Annotated in this window: 19 protein-coding genes; 10 read left to right on the top strand and 9 right to left on the bottom strand. The window is 44.9% G+C overall.

Annotated features, from left to right (window positions below; genetic code table 11):
* The 7 genes from AM279_RS20410 to AM279_RS20380 form a co-directional block, all read right to left on the bottom strand.
* A partial coding sequence (locus AM279_RS20410) for an immunoglobulin domain-containing protein (RefSeq protein WP_449403932.1) occupies positions 1 to 3619 on the bottom strand: 3619 nt, incomplete at its 3' end.
* A gap of 215 nt (positions 3620 to 3834) precedes the next feature.
* Entirely contained in the window at positions 3835 to 5013 is a 1179-nt protein-coding gene (locus tag AM279_RS20405; RefSeq protein ID WP_054410010.1) for an AGE family epimerase/isomerase, read from the bottom strand.
* 321 nt (positions 5014 to 5334) lie between these two features.
* Positions 5335 to 5946 carry a hypothetical protein gene (locus tag AM279_RS20400; protein WP_054410008.1) on the bottom strand — a complete coding sequence of 204 codons (612 nt, stop codon included), beginning with the start codon at positions 5944 to 5946 and terminating at the stop codon, positions 5335 to 5337.
* A 186-nt stretch (positions 5947 to 6132) separates the two neighbouring features.
* Positions 6133 to 7701 carry a malate:quinone oxidoreductase gene (locus AM279_RS20395; protein WP_262494147.1) on the bottom strand — a complete coding sequence of 523 codons (1569 nt, stop codon included), beginning with the start codon at positions 7699 to 7701 and terminating at the stop codon, positions 6133 to 6135.
* A 39-nt stretch (positions 7702 to 7740) separates the two neighbouring features.
* Positions 7741 to 8160, bottom strand: a complete 420-nt coding sequence (ruvX, locus tag AM279_RS20390) for a Holliday junction resolvase RuvX (RefSeq protein ID WP_054410003.1) — start codon at positions 8158 to 8160, stop codon at positions 7741 to 7743.
* Positions 8161 to 8249: 89 nt separating this feature from the next.
* Positions 8250 to 9146, bottom strand: a complete 897-nt coding sequence (locus AM279_RS20385) for a DUF6263 family protein (RefSeq protein ID WP_143090437.1) — start codon at positions 9144 to 9146, stop codon at positions 8250 to 8252.
* Between the two features lie 57 nt (positions 9147 to 9203).
* A complete protein-coding gene (locus AM279_RS20380; protein WP_054410000.1) occupies positions 9204 to 9950 on the bottom strand; it encodes a class I SAM-dependent methyltransferase in 747 nt (248 codons plus the stop codon).
* Between the two features lie 104 nt (positions 9951 to 10054).
* On the opposite strand from AM279_RS20380, the gene AM279_RS20375 reads away from it, so the two are divergent.
* Both AM279_RS20375 and AM279_RS20370 read left to right on the top strand, forming a co-directional pair.
* Positions 10055 to 10870 (top strand): 2,3,4,5-tetrahydropyridine-2,6-dicarboxylate N-succinyltransferase, encoded by an 816-nt coding sequence (locus AM279_RS20375; protein WP_054409999.1) that lies wholly within the window; start codon positions 10055 to 10057, stop codon positions 10868 to 10870.
* 10 nt (positions 10871 to 10880) lie between these two features.
* Positions 10881 to 12698, top strand: a complete 1818-nt coding sequence (locus tag AM279_RS20370) for a glycosyltransferase family 9 protein (protein WP_054409998.1) — start codon at positions 10881 to 10883, stop codon at positions 12696 to 12698.
* Between the two features lie 171 nt (positions 12699 to 12869).
* On the opposite strand, the gene AM279_RS20365 is transcribed toward AM279_RS20370, so the two are convergent.
* Together AM279_RS20365 and AM279_RS20360 are read right to left on the bottom strand one after the other, a co-directional pair.
* Entirely contained in the window at positions 12870 to 13661 is a 792-nt protein-coding gene (locus tag AM279_RS20365; RefSeq protein ID WP_054409996.1) for a glycosyltransferase family 2 protein, read from the bottom strand.
* Positions 13662 to 13794: 133 nt separating this feature from the next.
* On the bottom strand, positions 13795 to 14559 hold the full coding sequence (locus AM279_RS20360) for a hypothetical protein (protein WP_054409994.1): 765 nt from the start codon (positions 14557 to 14559) through the stop codon (positions 13795 to 13797).
* Positions 14560 to 14692: 133 nt separating this feature from the next.
* Here AM279_RS20360 and AM279_RS20355 point away from each other — a divergent pair, with 133 nt between their 5' ends.
* The 8 genes from AM279_RS20355 (at position 14693) to AM279_RS20320 (ending at position 21914) form a co-directional block, all read left to right on the top strand.
* Positions 14693 to 15763, top strand: coding sequence for a glycosyltransferase family 4 protein (locus tag AM279_RS20355; protein ID WP_054409993.1), 1071 nt, complete (start codon positions 14693 to 14695; stop codon positions 15761 to 15763).
* Between the two features lie 3 nt (positions 15764 to 15766).
* Positions 15767 to 16870, top strand: coding sequence for a DegT/DnrJ/EryC1/StrS family aminotransferase (locus AM279_RS20350; RefSeq protein WP_054409991.1), 1104 nt, complete (start codon positions 15767 to 15769; stop codon positions 16868 to 16870).
* Between the two features lie 7 nt (positions 16871 to 16877).
* Complete coding sequence (locus AM279_RS20345; RefSeq protein ID WP_054409990.1) at positions 16878 to 17339, top strand: SMI1/KNR4 family protein; 462 nt, start codon at positions 16878 to 16880, stop codon at positions 17337 to 17339.
* 2 nt (positions 17340 to 17341) lie between these two features.
* Entirely contained in the window at positions 17342 to 17797 is a 456-nt protein-coding gene (locus AM279_RS20340; protein WP_054409989.1) for a hypothetical protein, read from the top strand.
* Between the two features lie 104 nt (positions 17798 to 17901).
* Entirely contained in the window at positions 17902 to 18504 is a 603-nt protein-coding gene (locus AM279_RS20335; RefSeq protein ID WP_236688536.1) for an L-threonylcarbamoyladenylate synthase, read from the top strand.
* Positions 18504 to 19931, top strand: a complete 1428-nt coding sequence (locus tag AM279_RS20330; protein ID WP_054409986.1) for a CCA tRNA nucleotidyltransferase — start codon at positions 18504 to 18506, stop codon at positions 19929 to 19931. The genes AM279_RS20335 and AM279_RS20330 overlap by 1 nt, the downstream gene beginning before the upstream one ends.
* 339 nt (positions 19932 to 20270) lie before the next feature.
* A complete protein-coding gene (locus AM279_RS20325) occupies positions 20271 to 21326 on the top strand; it encodes a COX15/CtaA family protein (protein WP_054409985.1) in 1056 nt (351 codons plus the stop codon).
* A gap of 36 nt (positions 21327 to 21362) precedes the next feature.
* Complete coding sequence (locus AM279_RS20320; RefSeq protein ID WP_054409983.1) at positions 21363 to 21914, top strand: hypothetical protein; 552 nt, start codon at positions 21363 to 21365, stop codon at positions 21912 to 21914.
* Positions 21915 to 21950 lie beyond the last annotated feature (36 nt).

The following is a 21950-nucleotide window of genomic DNA, read 5'->3' as shown; positions in this document are numbered from 1 at the left end:
CCGTTACCGTTACCGTGCCGCCCAGTGCCGACTCGATAAACGCTATTGTGCTGCTCAGGTTGAATACCGCAAAGCCGTCGTTGTTAGGGTCGCACTCTTCAAGGGCGGCTAATTCAGGGGCGATTGGTGCAGGCAGTACTTCTAACGTTACAGGGCTGATAATCGTACAACCGGTAGCTACGTCTTCTACCCTCGCATAGATTGTGGCATTTGGTGAGGCGTAAGGCGACACTAAATAGTTGTCATCAGCGCCGGCTACGGCATCTTCCATCGTGGCATAGTACGCTACCGAATAGCCTGCCGCGCCCTGCGTGATTACAGGGTCGATCTCGTCAAAATCAAAAAGGCCTACCCCAGGGGTGTCTTCACACGCATAGAACGGGTCCATGTTCTGCGCAATTACAGGTAGCGGGTTTACTACCAGCTGCAGCACCGCCACATCTGAACAGCCAAAGCCGTTCTCTACGCGTACCCAAACCTCGCCCGTGGCACTCTCGTGTGCCGTGGCATCGGCCAACGGGCTTGTGCCGGCAATGGCATCGCCTTCTGTAGCATACCAGCTTACCTCTGCATCAGGGTCTGACGTAGCCTCGCCGTTCTTAGTAGTCAGGTCAAAAATCTCAACTCCGTCTGGCGAGTTGTTGTCGTCGCAAAGAATGTAGGGAGTTAAGGAAGGGATCTCAGGCGTTTCGTGTACTATCAACTGTACTACCGCTACAGAAGCACACTCATCTGTTGTACCTTGCTGCACCACACGTATGTATATATTCTGGCTTACGCTATTATAAGCAGCAATCTGACCTGCACTTAAATCATTATCTCCAAACTGGGCATCGTCAGCCGTTTCGTGGTAGGTTACCAACAGTCCGATTTGTCCGTTAACAACCTCGTTACCAGCCGGTGTAAGGTTAAATACCGCAAAACCATCGTTATTACCGTCACAGGCTTCAAGCGGTGTGGCAGCAATTAGTTCAGGCGCAGCAACTACCTCAAGTTCAACAGGAGTGGTAGTGGTACACTGTGTAGTATTGTTTACAATACGCGCATAAACAGTAGTGCTTATTGTGGTGTAAGAAGCCGGTAAAGCATCAGCAACATCGCCTGCATCTGCCTCATTTTGTGTAGCATAGAATGTAACGGTATAACCCGATGCCCCGTTTACAACTTCAGAGGCAATATTTGTAAGGTTGAATACCCCCTGCCCGGTTGCTTCTTCACATTCACGGAAAGGTTCGAGCGAAGTGTTGATTACCGGTAACGGGTTAACTATCAAATCAAAAGACGACACCGTTATACACCCAAATTCATTTTCAAGCCTTACCCATATAGTTTCAGGCGAAGCAGTATTGGTATAATCATCAGGAGTATCAATAGCATCGGTATCAGACTGTGCATCAGCCTCGCTGTTATAATAAGTAACAGTTACACCTGTTACACCGCCTGTAGCTTCATCAGACTTAGTAGTTAAATCAAACGTAGCAACATTACCTGTTGTGGCAGGGTCATCACACAAAATATAATCTTCAATTACCGGAACAGCAGGCCTTGGGTGTACCGTAAGCACCACTTCTTCAACCGAATAACAGTTTGTGGTAGTACCGGCCTGTATAGCCCTGATGTAAACCGTTTGTGTATTTGCTACTTCAGAAAGGTAGGCCGTTGGTGTATCAATAGGGCTGTTTCCTGTTTGCGCATTATCAAGGTTATCGTGATAGGTAACAGTCAATCCGGTTTGGCCGTTAATTGCCTGGTTACCTGCTGTAGTAAGGTTAAAAACAGCAAAGCCGTCAAAGTTATCGTCACAGGTTTCAAGACCATCAGGCTCAACCAGTTCAGGGGCGGCATTTATGATAATAGTAGCAGTACTACTGCCTGCAGTAAGGCAGTTACCTGCCTGTGGTGCATAAGTATACGTAACAGTATAAGTGCCCGGCGTACTGGTTGTTAAATCAATTTCGCCGGTTGCAGCGTCAATATCCAACCCGGTGGTTGAACTGAATGTACCTCCTGTAGTAAAGCCCGATGCAAGTGTAGGCTGCACATTAGGAGTACCTGTACAAACAGCGGCCGGAAGTGTAAAACCGGTTACAGAAGGTCCTGGTGTACTGATGGTTACTGTTATTGGCCCAGGTATACTCTCGCAACCATTAGGTGACGTTTGGCTTACATAATAGGTAAGTGTGCCTAAAGTAGCCGTACTTGGTGTTGGCGGGCTGTCATACATATTTCCGGCAAAATACCAGGTTTGTGTATTGCCCTCATCAATAACTGCCTGCAATGGCTCAGCGGTTTGCCCCTGGCAGTACGTAACGTTTGTAACCGCAGGTGTATCAGGCTCAGGGCCCGTAAAAGTAACCTCTAATGTACTGATACAGTTCTCTGTACCCCAGTCAAAATAGTATGTACCCGGCTCGCCAAAGTTAGAAAGTGTAGTACTTTGAGAAGTTGGGTCGGCAATGGTTACAGGAGAAGGGTTATCGGCGTGGGCCGTCCAGGTACCAAAACCGGTAGCTGAAATATCCATTGAAAGTTCGCCACAAACCATGTAAGAAGGGTTTGGCGTAAGGATTATATTTGTTGCAGTAAAACTAATGGCATCCAGGAAGTTACCTACGCTGGTATCTCCCGTAGCTGTTGAAACCGCCTGAAAATAAAATCGTGTAATAGGCTGGTCATCAGGAACGGTATATGTAATAGCCGTCATTGGAGCCTGGCCGTGGTATACCCACGCCGTGTTGCTTGTCATAGCTGTATATACCTCATCATAAGGACCTCCCGGAGGGCCTGCAAGCAGTTTACAGGTATCGGTACCCATCCTGCCGCGGTGGGCAAACTTAACGGTAAAAATAGTGGGCTGCGGTGTGCTAAAATCCTGATACACACCCATTGTACCCTGGTTAGCATTAGCGTTAAGCTCAATATATTGCGTACCCTGGTAAGCGCTTACACCCTCATAAGATGGTGACGGCCAGTACTCCATTACCTGGTCGTTAGCAGTTGTCCTCCAGCCCTGTACGGTATTATGATTGATAAAAGTAGGGCCATTTCCGCCGGTTAAAGGGGTAGGAGTTTCAAAGCTGTAGTTAATAGTGTTTATACTACAGTCAAGGTTACTTGACGGTGGTGGTGTAGTAACACAAATATTGAAACTTGTTGAAAGACCGGGGCTTGCAAGGTTAAAATATAAGCGTACCAGATACGTTTGGCCTATAGTAAGGTTATTAGCAATTATAACGTTATTGGCACTACAAAAAAGCTGCTCAAGACTGCTGCAACCTCCTTGGTATAAAGACATTACAACCGGTTGGGCAGTGCCCGTAAAACCGGATAGCCCTATACTGTGCACACTGGCTGTTGCCGTAAACTGGTACCAAACATCCTGGGCGCTGGCTGTAGGCAGGGCGCAGGTTGCCGCGGGTACACCGGCAGAAGCTGTAGCAGCTGTAAATGAAACAGTTGCACTACTTGTACACGCAGTACCGGCATTAACCGTAAGTACCGTAGCATTGGCACAATCATCATTAGGGGGGGCAACAGGCATTTTTGAAGCAGATTCGCTTGAAAATGCATTACTGTAGAATGCTAAAAAACTGATAATCAGCAGTAATCTTTTAATCATTACAAAAATTATATTTGGCCTAAAAATATGTTAATTATGTGAAGCAAACAATATAAATTGCAGCAATTCACTACCTACAACGTAATTGTTTATTGCAAATGGTTAAATTGTTTAGAAATTTCACAATTTCGCTTATAAATATGATATTATAAACATCCTAAAAGCAAAAAGCCCTACCTAAAAGGCAGGGCTTTCTATAAATAATCTACTAACTATCAGCCTTTAAGCTTTTTATAGCGCATTAAAGCTTCAACAAAATAATAGTCGCCATAGGTAAGTGGTACATCTACCTCAGAGTTCTTAGGCATATTACCCACCCCATGCTTAAGAATAAAACATCCATTTTGCTTATTATCAGCAAGATAATCAGGTTTAAGCAACGTTTCAAGCATGGCATTAGCCTCAAGGGTGTAGCGCGCAGCAGTCTCTTTATCAACATATTGCTGTAATTCAAGCAGTGCCGATGCCGTTACCGCCGCAGCCGATGAATCCCTCAAAGCGTGGGGTATTCCGGGAGCCTGGTAGTCCCAATACGGCACTTTATCTTTGGGTAAATTTGCCAGTATATAATCTGCAATGTTTTGAGCCTGAACAAGATACTTCTTATCTTTTGTTTCACGATACATAACCGTATAGCCGTAAAGCCCCCAGGATTGTCCTCTTGCCCACGATGAGCCATCAGCAGCGCCCTGGTTGGTTATCTGCCTGGTTACCTGGCCGGTAGCTGTATCATATACTACTACGTGAAACGAACTGTAATCCGACCTGAAATGGTATTTAAGTGTTGTATCTGCATGATTTACAGCCATTTGATAATACCTGCTGTCGCCGCTGTGCCTTGCTGCCCAAAACAGCAGCTCAAGGTTCATCATATTATCTATAATAACCGGCATTTCGTTAGGGTCTGCACCGTTCCAGGGAGCCGGATCCCACGACTTAATTACCTTAGCAACAGGATTATAGCGCGACGAAAGCGACTGCGCACTCTTCATCAGTATGGCTTCATATTCCGTGTCCGGGCTAAGCCTTTCGGCGTTGCCAAAACTACAGTACATCATAAAGCCAAGATCGTGCGTTGTGGTGTTAAACTGCTCTTTTTCAAGGTCTTTTAAAAACTCAAGCGCTTCTTTTTTAAGTTCTGGGGCGTTTTGGGCTTCATCAAGATACAGCAATGTACCGGGGTAAAACCCACTGCACCACCAGCCGGAATCACTGGTTTCCAGCTTGTTATGTTCAAATGTTTTAGGATATTGCCCGGGTTCAACCTGGGCTGAAAGGTAAGTATACTGATTTACAGCGGTTTTAAGGGCAGCATCGGCCTTTTTAGTGAGTCCATTCTGGCCTGAGCACCCCACCAGGGTAAGGACCAGAACTGAGGTTAAAATTCGGTTCATGAGATGTGTTTGGATTAGCACTGCAATTTACACAATTATTACTACTAAACACCGCATAATAGTATGCAAACAGAAAAAAACCCAATATAATGTGTGCTGATTTTACACTTTTACTAAAAATACCGCAGCCATAGATTTTATCAATTCTTCACTTTTGGTATAATTTGATGTGAAAAATTACCCCGCTGCAATACCAGTAAATGCGCTTACCAAAATATATAAAATGCTTAATATTTCACAATTGGAGTTTGAGATTGAAAACCAAAGTGTAAATCCTGAATTTTCAATAGACAAAAACTATAGTTATTTTTATCTATCGTTTTACTCTTTCTTATTCATTTTCATCCCAAGGTTTTCGAGTGCGTCAATATCAGAATCAGATATCTCCCCTTTCTTAACCGTTAGAAAAAATGCAAAGTCCCTTTCAGGCATATTACCTTTCTTAAGCTCTTTGTCAAAAACTTTGTTCAATTTGTAGTCGTACTCATTAGTGCGAATAGCAAACTGAATTGGGTTCAACAATTTGTTAGGCTCAACTTTAAATTTAATCCTTGATGTAGACAAATATCCATAAATCTGCGATAGCTCGAGTAATCCCTGAGCATTCTTATCAAATACCTTTCCTAAAAACTTCTCAGCGTTTTTAGGGTGCTTGCCGTTGCGATACCCTATATAATCGCCAATATCAAGTTTTGTTGGGTTGCCGGCCACAATACTATCGTTGTAAAAAGCCTTAAAATCAGCATCAATACGCTGTTTATCGGCCACTTCCATAGTGATAAGGTGCATGGCTTTCTGGTCAAGGTAGTACATTAGTTTTACTACTTCCTGTATAGAATCATGGTCCCTTTTAAGCAGGGCGTCTTTTTCCGGCTGGGCCATGGCACTAACAGGTAGTACAAAAAGGAGTGCGAAGGTAAGTAAACGTTTCATAATAAGGGAGATTGGTTACCCCAAATATAAAAAAAACCCGCTGAAAAATCCAACGGGTTTTGTATTTTTTATCTCATCTTCTACATAAGATTGCTTCGTCGTTCCTCCTCGCAAAGACAGTACCTGAAAAAAGCTACGTCAATCCCGAGTGAAGTTAATTCTGACTTCTAATTTCTAAGTTCTGATTTACACCAAACTCTTAAGTCCCAGCATCTTATCACTGTGCTCGCGCACTTTTGCCAGGAGTTCAGGCTCATTGTTAAGCTGCTTGCCATAAGATGGTATCATGGTGCGCAGTTTTTGCTGCCATGCCTCGCTCTTTATTTCTTCTGCATAGCAACGCTCCATAAGCTCAAGCATAATGCTTACCGCGGTACTTGCACCCGGCGAAGCACCCAGCAACACAGCCAGTGTACCGTCGGCACTGTTTATAACCTCAGTACCAAACTCCAGCTTGCCGCCCTGCTTTTCATCGCGCTTAATAACCTGCACACGCTGCCCGGCTGTTTCCAGTACCCAGTCTTCCATCTTTGCATCCGGAAGGTACTCCTTAAGCGCCTCAAGCCTGTCTTCGCGGCTTTGTGTTACCTGCTGTATAAGATACTTGGTAAGGCTCATGTTGTGGTAGCCTGCGCTAAGCATAGGCTTAATATTATTAAGGCGTATAGACGTAGGAAGGTCTAAATAAGAGCCCTGCTTTAAGAACTTGGTGCTAAAACCCGCATAAGGGCCAAACAACAGCTCTTTCTTGCCATTTATCATACGCGTATCAACGTGAGGAACCGACATAGGCGGCGCACCTACCGATGCTTTTCCGTACACCTTGGCATTGTGTTTTTCTATAATTTCAGGGTTTACACACTTAAGCCACTGCCCGCTTACCGGAAAACCGCCAAAGCCGTCGCCCTCCGGTATACCCGCCTTTTCAAGCAGGTGTAGCGAACCGCCACCGGCGCCAATAAATAGGAAATTGGCATATACCCTTACCTTTTGGCCCGTTTTAAGGTCTTTTATCTTAAGCTTCCACTTGTTGCTGCCACCACGGCTACGGCGAATGTTTGTTACCTCATGGCCAAAATGCAGCTCTACATTGGGCTGCTTGCCCAGCCATGCAAACATATCACGGGTAAGCTCGCCAAAGTTAACATCTGTACCTATAGGCATGTTGGTTGCGGCAATAGCCTCTCCTTCTTTACGGCCCTGCATAACCAGCGGCATCCACTCTTTAATAGTAGCCGGGTCTTCGCTGTATTCCATACCGTTAAAAAGGGCAAATTTTTGCAGTGCTTCGTGCCTTTTTTTAAGGTACTCCACATTGTTTTCGCCCCACACAAAACTCATGTGAGGGATGCTGCGCACAAAATCGCCGGGGTTAGATATAAGGTTTTGCTCTACCAGGTAAGCCCAAAATTGCTTAGACTGCTCAAACCATTCGGCAATTTTAACCGCTTTACCGGTATCAATACTGCCATCGGGCTTTTCGGGCGTGTAGTTAAGCTCGCAAAAAGCGCTGTGGCCCGTGCCGGCATTGTTCCAGGCATCGCTGCTTTCGGCAGCAGCCACATCAAGCCTTTCGTAGATTTTTATCGTAACATGGGGCATCAGTTCTTTAAGGAACATGCCCAGGGTGGCGCTCATTATACCCGCGCCAATAAGAACAACTTCGTGCTCTTTATTTACAGCTGTGGACATTTGTAGTGTAGTTGAGTATGCAAATTTACATTGTAAACGCGTAAAACTTACTAAAAATGCAATACCAATATGCAGGGAATTGCATTTTTATTAAAAAATCAATTATTTTAAGTTATTTTTTTGAAGTAAATAATCCTGAAGCAGTATTGTTGCCGAAATTTCATCAATAAGAGCTTTGTTCTGGCGTTGCTTTTTTTTAAGCCCGCCGGCTATCATGCTGTTAAAAGCCATCTTACTGGTAAAGCGCTCGTCTACCCTAACCAGCTTCATTTCCGGAAATGCTTCCCTGAATTTAGCAACAAAAGCCTCTATAATAGGCGTGCTTTCGCTGGGCAGGCCATTCATTTGCCTGGGTTCGCCTACAAGCACCTCCCCCACTTTTTCCTTTGCGAAATAATCGCGTAAAAACGCAATGGCCCTGGGGCTTTCTACCGTAGAAAGCCCGCTGGCAATCATTTGCAGCTCATCGGTTACCGCAATACCGGTGCGCTTAAGTCCGTAATCTATGGCAAGAATCCTCATTTTTTTTGTTTCAGGTTTCAGGTTTCAGGTTTAAAGTTTCCACTCAGCCGTACAGAACCTGAAACTTTAAACCTGAAGCCTGAAACAAATTACTTAACCCTTTTGCCTGTAAAAGACATATCTATGGTAGCATCCATACCCTGTTGGGTCATATCGCCTTTAATGCCGCCTTTTAGCACCATGCCCGTTTTGCGGTCAAGGGTGTAGCTGCCGGCCAGCTTTGTATCTTTTCCTGTAGAAGGGGTTTTAGGCACTACCGTAACCAGCGCTATGGTAACATCATTATCGGTAATCTGTTTTACGGTATAGGTATTTTTAACCGTACCGCCCAGGTTTTTCATTTCAACATCTTCTGTCCAGGTATCGCCCACGCCCACCGGTTTCTCAGGGAACGACATTTGCAGGTTTTTCATATCAAAAGGCTCGTTTTGCGTAAGGCCGTCCTTGCTTTTAAACTCCATTTTACCTACTACCTTGCCGGTATTATCAACAGATACCGTAATAGGCTGGCCTATAACCTCCCTTAGCTGCTTGTCCATAGCCTGCTCCTGGGGTGTCATGTTAGCCGCTTTTTTAGATGAGTCATACTTTATCTTCTGCCCCATAGCATCGCTGTCCATAGTCATGCCGGTTATTGCACCCTTAAGGCCATACACAGGCTTTGCACCGCCCGTTACCGAAACCACTTCCATATCCAGGTACATGGTAACTTTGTTTTTCATTACGCTGCCCAAAATCATATCCATATTATAAGTAAGCTGTTGCTTAAACCCTTTAGGATAGTTAAGCCTCATCAGTATTTTTCCGTCAGCAGTCTCGGTTATGGCATCACCCGCCACAGGGGCAGCTGCTTCGGTTCCACCATCGGCGGTAGTTTCAGTCTTTGCACCGGTGCTGTCTGTTTTAGCGTCAGATGGCTTAGCATCGTTCTTACAGCTCATTATTGCCGTGGCAAGCGCCGCAGCCATTATAAATCGTAGTTTCATTTTTAGTTTATTTATGTAGTGATTTGTTTGTCTTACTTATTCAGGAACAGGTAAAAATCAGTCATACCTATACACCCGTCCTACGCGCAAAAATAGCGGAAAAACAACGTTGCCATCATTTTGTGCCCAGCTTTTTTTAAGTTCATCTTTTATCAGGTCAACCGGGTTTGTGCCGTTAGCCTTTATATAATGCTGCACTGCGCTCCAGGTGTTCAGGTAGCCTGTAAGCTGCTCAAAGCTCCAGGTAAAGCGGTTTTCAAAACCACCGGGCGCCTCTTCTTCCATCATCTCAAAAGGTATGGTTTCATAGTTTTCATCAACATAGCGGCGCTCGGCATCCCAGTACGGACCTACAATTTCTTTATACAGGCGTTGTATAACGGCATCGCTGTGCGGGTTGGTTTTTATATTGCCATAACCCATAACCGCCAGCACACCACGGGTTTTAAGCAGGCGGTGTGCCTCTTTATAAAAAGCGCCAAAATCAAACCAGTGTATGGCCTGTGCCACGGTTATCAGGTCAAAATGGCGGTCAGGAAAATTGGTCAGCTCGGCAGGCTGCACGCTGTAAGAAACATTACTTACCTGTGGCGCCTGCTGCAGCTGTTTTTCGCTGATATCAATAGCATATACCTTGTCAAAATACTTTGCCAGCGCCACAGCTACCTGTCCGTTTCCGGTGGCAACATCAAGCGCCCTGATGCGCATGGCGGGTAACGATGCTATAGATTTAATCATTTCCTCCGGATATGTGGGCCGGTACTGTGCATAGCCCTTTGCCTGTGCAGAAAAGTTATCTTTCATTATGTTTTATCTGTCTAAAGCCTGTGTTAAATTTGTGATTTACCGAATAAAGGTAGCAATAATTTACCTGCTTTATTATCTTTGCGCAAAACCCAAAGTAAGAAATGAGCACTTTGCAAACCATTATAGAGCAGGCCTGGGAAGACAGGTCGTTACTCCAAAACGAGCAAACCACAAACGCAATCCGCGAAGTTATAGAACTCTTAGACGCAGGTAAACTACGTGTTGCCCAGCCTGTTGAAGGCGGATGGCAGGTAAACGAGTGGGTTAAAAAAGCGGTGGTTATGTACTTCCCAATCCAAAAAATGGAAACCCTTGAGGCCGGTATTTTTGAATATCACGATAAAATGCCCCTTAAGCGCAATTATGCCGAAAAAGGAATACGCGTAGTGCCTAACGCCGTGGCGCGTCATGGTGCTTATATCTCATCTGGTGTTATACTTATGCCAAGCTATGTAAACATAGGCGCTTATGTAGACGAAGGCACTATGGTAGACACATGGGCTACTGTGGGCAGCTGCGCACAAATAGGCAAAAACGTACACCTTAGCGGTGGCGTGGGCATAGGCGGCGTGCTTGAGCCGCTACAGGCAGCCCCTGTTATTATAGAAGACGGCGCTTTTATAGGCTCTCGTTGTATAGTGGTAGAAGGTGTTAGGGTTGAAACCGAAGCCGTACTGGGTGCTAACGTGTGCCTTACCGCATCTACAAAAATTATTGACGTTACCGGAGATACCCCTGTAGAAATGAAAGGCATTGTGCCGGCACGCAGCGTGGTAATACCGGGCAGCTATACCAAAAAATTTGCCGCAGGCGAATATCAGGTGCCGTGTGCACTTATTATTGGCAAACGCAAACCTTCAACTGATTTAAAGACCTCGCTAAACAACGCCCTGCGCGAATATGATGTAGCGGTTTAATAAAAAGTTGATGGGTGATACTCCTGTAAAAATTTCGGCGCTTGCCATTATTTATAACGAAAAAGATAACATTCGCGAGTATTTGCAAAACATGGCGTTTGCAGATGAAATTGTGGTGGTAGACTCGTTTAGTACAGACGGAACGGTTGAAATTATTCAGTCCGAATATCCGCACGTGCGCCTGTACCAGCGTGTTTTTGACGATTTTTCGAGCCAGCGCAACTTTACCTTAGACCTGGCCGAAAACGACTGGGTGGCCTTTTTTGATGCCGACGAGCGCCTTACCGAAAAAGGCACCGCCGAAATTGTAAACCTCATCAACACCCGCCCCGAAGAGGTGGCACTGTGGGTAAAACGCCTTTTTTATTATAAGGAAGAGGCCGTGCGCAACAATAACTTTAACGAAGACCGCACCGCGCGTGTTTTCCGCAAAAGCAAGTGCCGCTACTCGCAAAAGCTGGTGCACGAGCAGCTGGTTATAAACGGCAAAAGCCGCGTGCTTAAAAACGCCATACTGCACTACTCGTTTAAAAACCGCGAAGACTTTTTGCAAAAAAGGCTACAGTACTCAAGGCTAAAGGCCAAAGAGCTGTATATGGAAGGTGTTAAAACCAACATTTTCCACTTTACCGTAAGGCCGGCCTTCAGGTTTTTTAAAGATTATATTATTAAGCTGGGCTTTACTAACGGCCGCCGCGGTTATGATATAGCACGCATACTGGGCTACCACGTTTATATGCGCTATGTGTACCTGCGCGAAATGAACAAAACCCCGCGCAAAATACTGGTAATTCAGCAAAAAATGATAGGCGATGTGCTGGCAAGCAGCATTATATGCAATGCCCTTAAGCAAAGCTTCCCCCTATCGCAAATAGAATATATGGTGTATGGTTTTACCGCTCCTGTGGTAGAAAACAACCCAAATATAGACCAGCTTGTTATTTTTGACGAAGAAACCCGCCACAGCAGGTGGAAGCTTATAAAGTTTGCCTTTGGTATACGCCGCCAGAAATATGATGCCGTTATAGACGTGTACAATAAATGGGAAAGCGGTATTATAACACTGGTTTCCAAGGCTAAAACACGCATTGGGCTAAAAAAATGGTATACTTCGTTTTTTTATGACAAAACCATAGATGCCGACTGGCGCATACAGGATTCTGCACTGGTGCACCGCATGCAGCTGGCTGAGGCGCTTACCGGCGCAAATTATCCGGTTACCTTCCCAAAAATATACCTGTCTGAAAAGCAGTCGCAATATGCCGTAGACAAGCTTGCCACCAGAACACCGGGCACACCTCTGGTAATGATAAGCACACTGGGCAGCGATGCCATTAAAAGCATGCCTGCCGCCGAAATGGCCGCCACTATAGACCTGGTTGCCCAAAACAGCAATGCAGAGCTTGTATTAAACTATATGCCGCGCCAGCACGATATGGCAATGGAAATATACAACGCCTGTAAGCCCGAAACACAGCAGCGAATAAGGCAGGATTTATACACGTCTGACCTGCGTGAGTTTTTGGCTATACTATCGCAATGCACAGCGCTTATAGGCAATGAGGGCGGGGCTGTAAATATGGCTAAGGCACTGGGCGTACCTACATTTACCGTATTCTCTCCGTGGATTAACAAAACATCGTGGAATATGCTGGCAGACGGCCACACCCACGTGGCAGTACACCTTCAGGATTATTACCCTGAACTGTATAAGGGCCAGCACCCAAAAGAGTTTAAAGGCAGGGCACACGAGTATTACAAAATGCTGAAAACAGAACTTTTTAGCAGCCAGCTTGTTACCTTCATAAAGGAAAACATACAGGCTTAAATTCAAAAAAACAAATCATTTAAAATTCCAAAAGACAAATCTCAAATTACAAACGCTAAGAGGTTAAGAACCAGTTGCTATTTGTGATTTGGAATTTGTTTTTTGTCTTTTGGTGCTTGTGATTTGGAATTTGTTATTTGCCTTTTGGTACTTGTCTTTTGGAATTTCACACTACAAATTCTCTATCCCCGTAAGGGTTTTTACCACCTTGTGGTCTTTAGTATATTTACGTATGGCATTGTTTTTTTGCCAGGCAGCATCGTTTACATAGCCACGTGCATGGTCAAGGTGCACACAAATGGCGCTGTAGCGAATTTGTTTGCTCTTAAGCCCCTTGTTAAACAGGCGTTCGCCCAGCTCGCGGTCTTCACCACCATACTGCATTTGGGTATCAAAACCATTTACCGCCACAAGCTCGCTTTTATAAGCCGAAGCATTGTGCCCGTTCCACGTAGCCTTTGTTGGGGTAATGGCATTAAGCAACCTTGCTTTAAAGCCGCTTGCCGTAAGCTTTGATGTCTTTACATTACCCAGACCGTTTTGCTTAAGCCAGGCCACGTTAAAACAGTTTTGCTGCAGTATATCTTCTTTTGTAATAGCCTGAGATGTAGCCATGGGCAGCTTAAAATACCCACCTGATAAAAAACACCCCTGCTCCCTCCTGTTAAGGTGCGTAGCCACAAAATCAGCCCGGGGAATGCAGTCGCCATCAGTAAAAATCAGGTAGTCTGATTTAGAAGCCACAATAGCCTTATTAAGTATCTGTGTTTTCTGGAAACCGTTGTCTTCCTGCCACACGTGCACAAGCGGCATGGGCAGCTGCGGTGCCAGGCGGTCTAAAAGTTCCTTAGTAGCTGGGCCGCTGCCGTCATCGGCAATAATAATCTCAAAATCCTGCTCGGTTTGCACACTAAAGCCCCATATTACTTTTTCAAGCCATGCCTCAGCATTATAGGTACTCATTATTACAGATGCTCTCACTATATTTCAGAATTAAGATTTTAGATTTCAGATTTACTTCAGCCTGCGCAACAATAGATTCAGATACGTTCCGGATGGCAACCTGAAACTTTAAACCTGAAACCTTAAACAAATTTTATCTCTTCCAAAACTTCAGCTTTTTTTTCATCCTGCGCTTACGCCAGAATTTTCGCTGAAATTCGCTTGTTTTATGCCAAAGGCTTTCAAATACCTCAGCCTCGGGTTTAGTATACAACTTAGCATATTCATTGCTCATAATACGCACCATTTCTTCCTTTGGCGTTAAGCGCTTCAGGTTTTCCATGCGCAGGTCAAAACCCATGCTGTCGTGAAACGCCATGCGGTTAAGGTCTACCAAAAAGAAACTGTAGGTACCGTTGCCGTTATTTACAATCAGTGTATTACCCGGCGAATGGTCTTTAAACTCCACCCCTTTTTCGTGCAGCAAAAAGCAAAAGCGGGTAAACTGGCGCAGTATGTTTTCATGGTCGGGCCAGCTGGGCACTTCCACCAGCTCACGGTAGGTTAAATCGGGCGAAAGGTGCTGGCTTACATAGTAGCTGTCTTTTAGCCCCAGCGCACCAAAATTCTCAAAATAAGCAATGGGCTGCGGCGTGCCTATACCCTTATCCAGCAGTACAGATGCATACTCATAAGAGCGCCTGGCTTTGCTTTTCCTGAAAAAACGGTAAGCTATGGTGTTTATAAGGTTGGGCACCCTAAAAGCCTTTACATTAGCCGTAATAGCGCCAAGCTGAAAGGTTTTTATGGTGTTGCGCCTGCCCTTTACAAACAAGGTGCCTGTAGTATCAAAATTGTGAATGATATCCTCCACGGCCTGCGTTTGTGCTGCAAAATCAGGATGTAGGGTATGGTTCATTAGCTGTTATAATTTTTACAAAAGTACATATTTAGCACCTACTTTAAATAATTGCGCTATTTTTACGGCAACAATTAATTTCTACATAAAACATAAGTACCTACTAAACAACAATTAACATCTAAAAACACCTATGGCGAAAAAAATAATACTGGAAGCCCACAACATAAAAAACCCCACCACGGGCTTTGGTGTATTTAACCACAGCCTCCTCACGGCAATGGCAAAAAAAGATTTGTCAGGCCTTGATATTAAACTATGTACCTACAAGCCCGCCCAGCTAAAAGCCGAGTTTGGCAGTGCTTTTAAGTACAAAAAAGTGTTTGGTTTTAGCCGTTACCCACAGTTTAGGGTAAGGGATAGTCACGACCTTTGGCATTCGCTAAACCAGAATACCAAGATAGAGCCCCGCCGCGTGAGTAAGTATTTACTAACCGTGCACGACGTTAATTTTGCCGACGATATGGCTCCGGCCGATTTATGCGGTAAGAGAACCCACCTGTTTCGCGAAAAACTGGAACGCGCCACGGCCATTACCTACATATCTGAATATGCCAAAAGGCACACCCACGAGTTTTTTAGGGTGCCCAATGTGCCGGAGTATGTAATTTACAACGGAAACCCCGTTACCAGCCTTGAAAATACCGACAGCTACGTGCCCGATGTACCGGTTGACGCGCCCTACATTTACAGCCTGGGCGATTTTCTGGAAAAGAAAAACTTTGTATCGCTGGTTAAAATGATGCCGCACCTGCCGGGCTACAACCTTATTATTTCGGGCAATAACCAACGTGCTTATGCCGAAGAGGTAAGGCTGGCTATAGACACCCTTGGGCTGGGCAACCGCGTGTTCCTTAACGGAAAGGTAAGCAATACCGGCAAGCAGTATTTTATGAAAAACTGTGCCGCCTTTGCACTGCCCTCTAAGGCCGAAGGCTTTGGCCTGCCGCCCATTGAAGCCATGACGTTTGGAAGGCCCATATTTTTGGCAAACAGGGCATCATTGCCCGAAGTAGGCGGCCCTAATGCCTTTTACTGGGATGATTTTGCGCCCGAATATATGGCTAAGGTGTTCCTTGCCGGGCTTGAAGCCTACCACAACAGGCCTGATTTTTATATAGATGCCTACAAGCAACAGGCAGCCCGCTTTAACTGGAACGATGCCGCACAGCAATACCTTGACGTGTATAACTCAATACTGTAAGCCATGATAAAATTCCTCGACCTGCAAAAAATAAACATGCTGCACCAGGAGCAGATAGAAGCCCGTTTGCTGAAAGCATTCCGCAGCGGGTGGTACCTTTTGGGCAACGAGGTTAAGGAGTTTGAGGCTAACCTGGCGCAATATATTGGCTGCAGCCATGCCATAGGCGTGGCTAACGGCCTCGATGCCCTGCGCCTTATTTTTAAGGCATACATAGAGCTGGGCATCATGCAGGAGGGCGACGAAGTTATTGTACCCGCCAATACCTACATAGCATCGGTACTGGCGGTAACAGACAACAACCTTGTGCCCGTTTTTGTAGAGCCTGATGAAGTTACTTTCAACATAGATATTTCTAAGATTGAGGCCGCCATTACACCCCGCACAAAAGCCATAATGGTAGTACACCTGTACGGCCGCGTGGTATTTAGCGAAGATTTGATAGCTTTGGCCGAAAAGCACAACCTAAAAATTATTGAAGACAACGCGCAGGCCATTGGTGCCGAATGGCAGGGTGTAAAAACCGGCAATTTAGGCCATGCCGCCGGTTTTAGCTTTTACCCCGGCAAAAACCTGGGTGCGCTGGGCGATGCAGGCGGCGTTACTACTAATGATGAAACTTTAGCCAAAACCATACGCGCACTGGCTAATTATGGTTCGGCGCAAAAGTATGTCAATCAATACAAGGGACTTAATTCAAGGCTGGATGAAATGCAGGCCGCCGTTTTAGACGAAAAACTGCACTTCCTTGATGCTGAAAACACCCGCCGCCGGGAGATTGCCAAATATTATTCAAGGAATATTACCAACCCGCTTATTACGCTTTCGCAGATGCCGGAAGATGGCAAAGAGCACGTGTGGCACATCTACGTCATCCGCGCGGCAGAACGCGACAGGCTGCAACAGCACCTGGCTGATAACGGCATACAAACACTAATACACTACCCCTTACCCATACACCACCAGGAGGCGTATAAGGAGTTTGCGCATCTTTCGCTACCCATTACCGAGGCTATACACCGCGAGGTACTGAGCCTGCCCATAAGCCCGGTACTGACTGACGAAGAGGTGCAAACGGTTGTGACGGTTTTGAATGGTTTTAAGTAATAATGTTATGGAAATTAAACACTTAAAGGAATTACAGGAGAATCCGAAAATGTATGGATATCCAGGTATTATCAATAAACCATTGACTGAATCAGAGATTAGTCGACTTGAACAACTTTATAATGATGGGAAACAGTTTCCGCTCGCTTTAAAAGAACTTTTATTTTTAGCCGGCGACCTTTGTTATGTATTGGAATACGGCACGCATGATTCGCAACGAGAATTGCAGGACTATGTAAGGCAAATTCTTATGGAGGAAAATAAAGAAATCACCGACCCCTATTTGGTAATTGACATTTATGGAGGCTCGCAGTTCTTATTTGTGTATTTAAATCAGGGAGACGACCCAATTGTATATATAGCCCGTTATTTTGATAAAACAAATTGGATAAAAGCGCTGTCTTACACCATATCAGAATATATTTCAGTTTCAATTGAGCGTACAAAACAAGGCCGTAATCCGTTTTAGCTATGGAAATCAAACACTTAAATAAATTACAAGAGAATCCTACTGACGGTTATTCATTTAATAGTCCTATCCCGGAATCTGAAATAACTGAACTTGAAGTTTTGTTTAATGATGGTAAAATTTTTCCTCATGCTTTAAGGGAATTAATGTATTTAGCCGGTAACTTTTGCTACGTATTAGATTATGGAATAGAAGACACCCCAAAAAAAATGCAGGAATTTGTTAGAGAAGAACTTAAAGATACCAATCAAAATATAAACCGCCCATTTTATGCTATTGATACATATAATGGAAACGATCAGTTTTTGTTCATATATCTCGATGAAGGCAATGACCCACCTGTATATCAGGCTCAATATTATGTAGAAAATTTAGGTATTTACCCTATAACAAACTCTTTATCAAGCTATATTAATGATTTGATACAAAGAGTAAAACAAGGCCGTAACCCATTTTAAATTATCTGTATAGACGGACTGTATGTACTTTCAGCAGTTATTCCCTGACAGCTATACCCACCTCATTTAAAAAAGCAGTAATTTTGCCTTAAAACAGTACTATCATGCATCCATTAGACAGAATGAACATGAGTGAGGACGACCTCATAAAACAGGAAGTACACAACGCCTTTGAAGCCATTAAGGCCGGCGGCATTATACTATACCCTACCGATACCGTTTGGGGCATTGGCTGCGATGCCTCTAACCCCGATGCCGTTAAGAAAATATACGACCTTAAACAGCGCGAAGAGTCTAAAAGCATGATTGTGCTTACCAACGGCGACCGCATGGTGTGGCAGGTGTTTGCTAATATACCTGATGTAGCCTGGCAGATACTCGACCTTGCCGAAAAACCCACTACATTGGTATTAGACAACCCCAAGAACGTCGCTAAAAACCTCATAGCGCCAGATAATACCCTGGGCATGCGCATTGTTAAAGAACCGTTTTGCTTTAAGCTCATGGAACGCATGAAAAGGCCGCTGGTTAGCACATCGGCTAACATAAGTGGCATGCCTACCCCTACCCAGTTTAAAGAAATTGACCACCATATTTTGGATGGGGTTGACTATATCGTAAATTTGCACCACGATAAAGTAGCCGCGCGCCCGTCGACCATCATAAAATTGGGTAACGATGCGCAGGTAAAAGTGATACGCCCTTAATGGAAAATAAAGTTTATAAAGAAGCGCTTGCCAACCCTATTTTTGAAATTACAAGCCGCGCCGCTGCCCAATTAAACGTAAAAAGCTACGTTATAGGCGGCTTTGTGCGCGATTTTTTATTGCAGCGCAACTTTAAGAAAGATATAGATATTGTAGCCGTGGGCAGTGGTATTGCCCTGGCACAAAAGGTTTCATCCCTTATAAAAAATACGCCTAAGGTTCAGGTTTTTAAAACCTACGGCACTGCCATGCTTAAATATGGCGAAATTGACGTTGAGTTCGTAGGCGCCCGCAAGGAAAGCTACCGTGAAGACAGCCGCAACCCCGTTGTGGAAACCGGCACGCTGGAAGACGACCAAAACCGCCGCGATTTTACCATAAACGCCCTGGCGCTTTCGCTGGATGAGGCTGATTTTGGCACACTCGTAGACCCGTTTAACGGTGTTTCAGACCTGCATAACAAAATCATCCGTACCCCGCTTGACCCCGATATTACCTATAGCGATGACCCGCTGCGCATGATGCGTGCCATTCGCTTTGCTACCCAATTAGGCTTTACCATTGAGGAAAAATCGCTTGAGGCCATTACGCGCAACAAAGAGCGCATACGCATTATAACCGGCGAACGCATTACCGATGAACTCAACAAAATACTGGCTACCCCGGTGCCGTCTGTCGGCTTTAAGCTACTGCACCAAACCGGCCTGCTGCATATAATATTGCCCGAACTTACCGCACTTCAGGGTGTTGAAGAAGTGGAGGGCCAAACCCATAAAGACAACTTTTTCCACACGCTGGAAGTGGTAGACAACATAAGCCGCAATACCGAAGACGTATGGCTGCGCTGGGCCGCCCTGCTACACGACATAGGCAAGGCACCTACAAAACGCTTTGTAAAAAAACAGGGCTGGACATTCCACGGGCATGAGTTTGTGGGGGGCAAAATGGTTAAAAAGCTGTTTGAGCGCCTGCACATGCCACTTAACCACAAGATGAAGTTTGTGAGCAAAATGGTCATGATGAGTTCGCGCCCCATAGTGCTGGCACAGGATATTGTGACCGATAGTGCCGTGCGCCGCCTGGTGTTTGACGCGGGCGAAGACGTAGAAAGCCTGATGACCCTTTGCGAGGCCGACATTACCACCAAAAACCCGAATAAATTCAAAAAATACCACCAGAATTTTAAGCTGGTGCGCCAAAAAATAGTAGAGGTTGAAGAACGCGACCACGTGCGCAACTTTCAGCCGCCCGTTACCGGCGAGGAAATCATGGCCATTTTTAACCTGAAGCCCAGCCGCGAAATTGGCATCCTTAAAGAAGCCATTAAAGAAGCGATACTTGAAGGCGAAATACCTAACGAATACCAGGCCGCCCACGATTTTATGATGGAAAAGGCCAGGAAGATGGGATTAGTGCCGGTTGAATAAAGGTTGGGAGTTGAGAGTTGTTTTTACAGTTCGGTATTGCCAAGCTGGGTCGGATAGGAGGTCATTGTGAGAGGCACGACGAGGCAATAAGAGATTCCTCCTATCGTCGGAATGACAAACAAGGCGGTAAAAAGATTGCCGCGCTCCGCAAGCTCCGCTCGCAATGACACCTACGTGTGCATACTCAGGCGCTTTGTCATTCTGAGCGCAGCGCAGCGGAGTCGAAGAATCTCAAAAACCTAAGTACCTAAGCTGCTCAGAAACTAAGGTCCTTAGAATGATAAATATCATATACCAGTTGCAAAGCCTTTAAGACCTTGCGCAAAATTTTAAAATAGCATGAAACGGTTCTTTCCAAGGATAACAAAAATAGCATTAATCCTCGTTTACTTAGTAATCGTTGCCGGCGCCGTGGTGCGCATGAGCGGCAGCGGAATGGGCTGCCCTGACTGGCCACGCTGCTTTGGGTACTACATTCCGCCAACAGATAGTAAAGAGCTTCAGTTTACGCCAAACCACGCCTACAACAAAGGCCAGGTTATTATACTTAATGAAAAGCTGTGGGTTGCAAAACAAAATTTTACCAGTGGTATCGAATATAACGCCGCCAACTGGGAGGTATATACCAAACACGATTATGCCGAATTTAACCCTGTACACACCTGGGTAGAATATATTAACCGCCTCACGGGTGCGCTTGCCGGATTAGCCGTTTTCATTATGGCTGTGGCATCGTTCAGTTTTTGGAAAGAGAAAGGCAGCATCATACTCTTATCGTGGCTTACGGTGTTCTTAATGGGCTTTCAGGCATGGCTTGGTGCAACGGTGGTGTACAGTGTGCTTAACCCGGTTAAAATTACCGTGCACATGGTGGTGGCACTGCTTATTGTAGTCATAATTTTGGTTATCCTTAATAAAGCTAAAGGGCTTGTACAAACCTACAAGACTGTAAAGTATGATGCGTTTTTTAACAGGCTGCTGTGGGTATCGCTGCTGTTCACGTTGGTTCAGGTGGTGCTGGGCACACAGGTACGCCAGTTTGTAGACCACAGCGTTAAGGCACAAATGGCAGCATCTGATTGTAATTGCGTAGACATGAGCACCGTTATGGCAGAACCCGACCTTACATTCTACATACACCGTTCATTCTCTATCGTATTGCTTGCGTTAAACATCTGGGTGTTTATCATGAACAAGCAAAAAGGCCTGGGCTTCAAAAAAACATCATGGGTGCTTAGCCTGCTGTTGCTTATAACGGCCAGCGGTATTGCCATGTATAATTTTGATTTCCCGTTTGCATCGCAAAGTGTGCACCTTGTAGTGGCATCTATTGTGTTCGGGCTTCAGTTTTATATGATTATGGAGAGCAGCCGCAGCAAACGCAGTGCAATATAATTCAGCATAAAACAGTTATCTTTATAAATCAACCTTATGAAGACAACTGTACATTTTGCTGTATTGCTTGCAGTATCGGCCTTATTGGTATGCTGTTCGGGCGAACCGGCTTTCCTTAAAAAGTTTACCCCGCGAGATGTTAAGCGCAAGCTGTATACCGAAAAAATCACACCTGCTGATTTAGATATATTATTGGCTACCAACGAGGTTAACCAACCCGTATTTAATAAAAATCATGAGTATTATTATGGATTTTATAAACCGCTGGGCAACAACCATTACCTAATTTCATACAAAGATACCTACACGCCGGCGTACCGGTTTACCCATTTCCTTATTGGCTGGGCCGATGTGTATTACTGCATTTACAATGCCGGCACAAATACGGTAGTTTCTAAGCTTAAGGTACAGTCGTCTGACCCGGTACATAATCATTTTGAAGAAAAAAACGGTGTGTATACCATAAAGTCATACTACCACAACTTTAATTATATCGACCGTCCCTGCAATGATATTGTTTTAAAAAACGACTCGCTTATAATGCTATACAAAATTCAGGATAACCGCTTTGTGCAGGTTAAGCAGTAACCAACTTTAGCAAACCTTTACCATATCCTTATCAAA

It is taken from the genome of Flavobacterium akiainvivens (assembly GCF_001278115.1).
In the GTDB taxonomy this organism is placed as follows: domain Bacteria; phylum Bacteroidota; class Bacteroidia; order Flavobacteriales; family Flavobacteriaceae; genus Flavobacterium; species Flavobacterium akiainvivens.
Note: the sequence above shows the minus strand (reverse complement) of the source record. Positions and strands in the feature narration are given on the sequence as shown.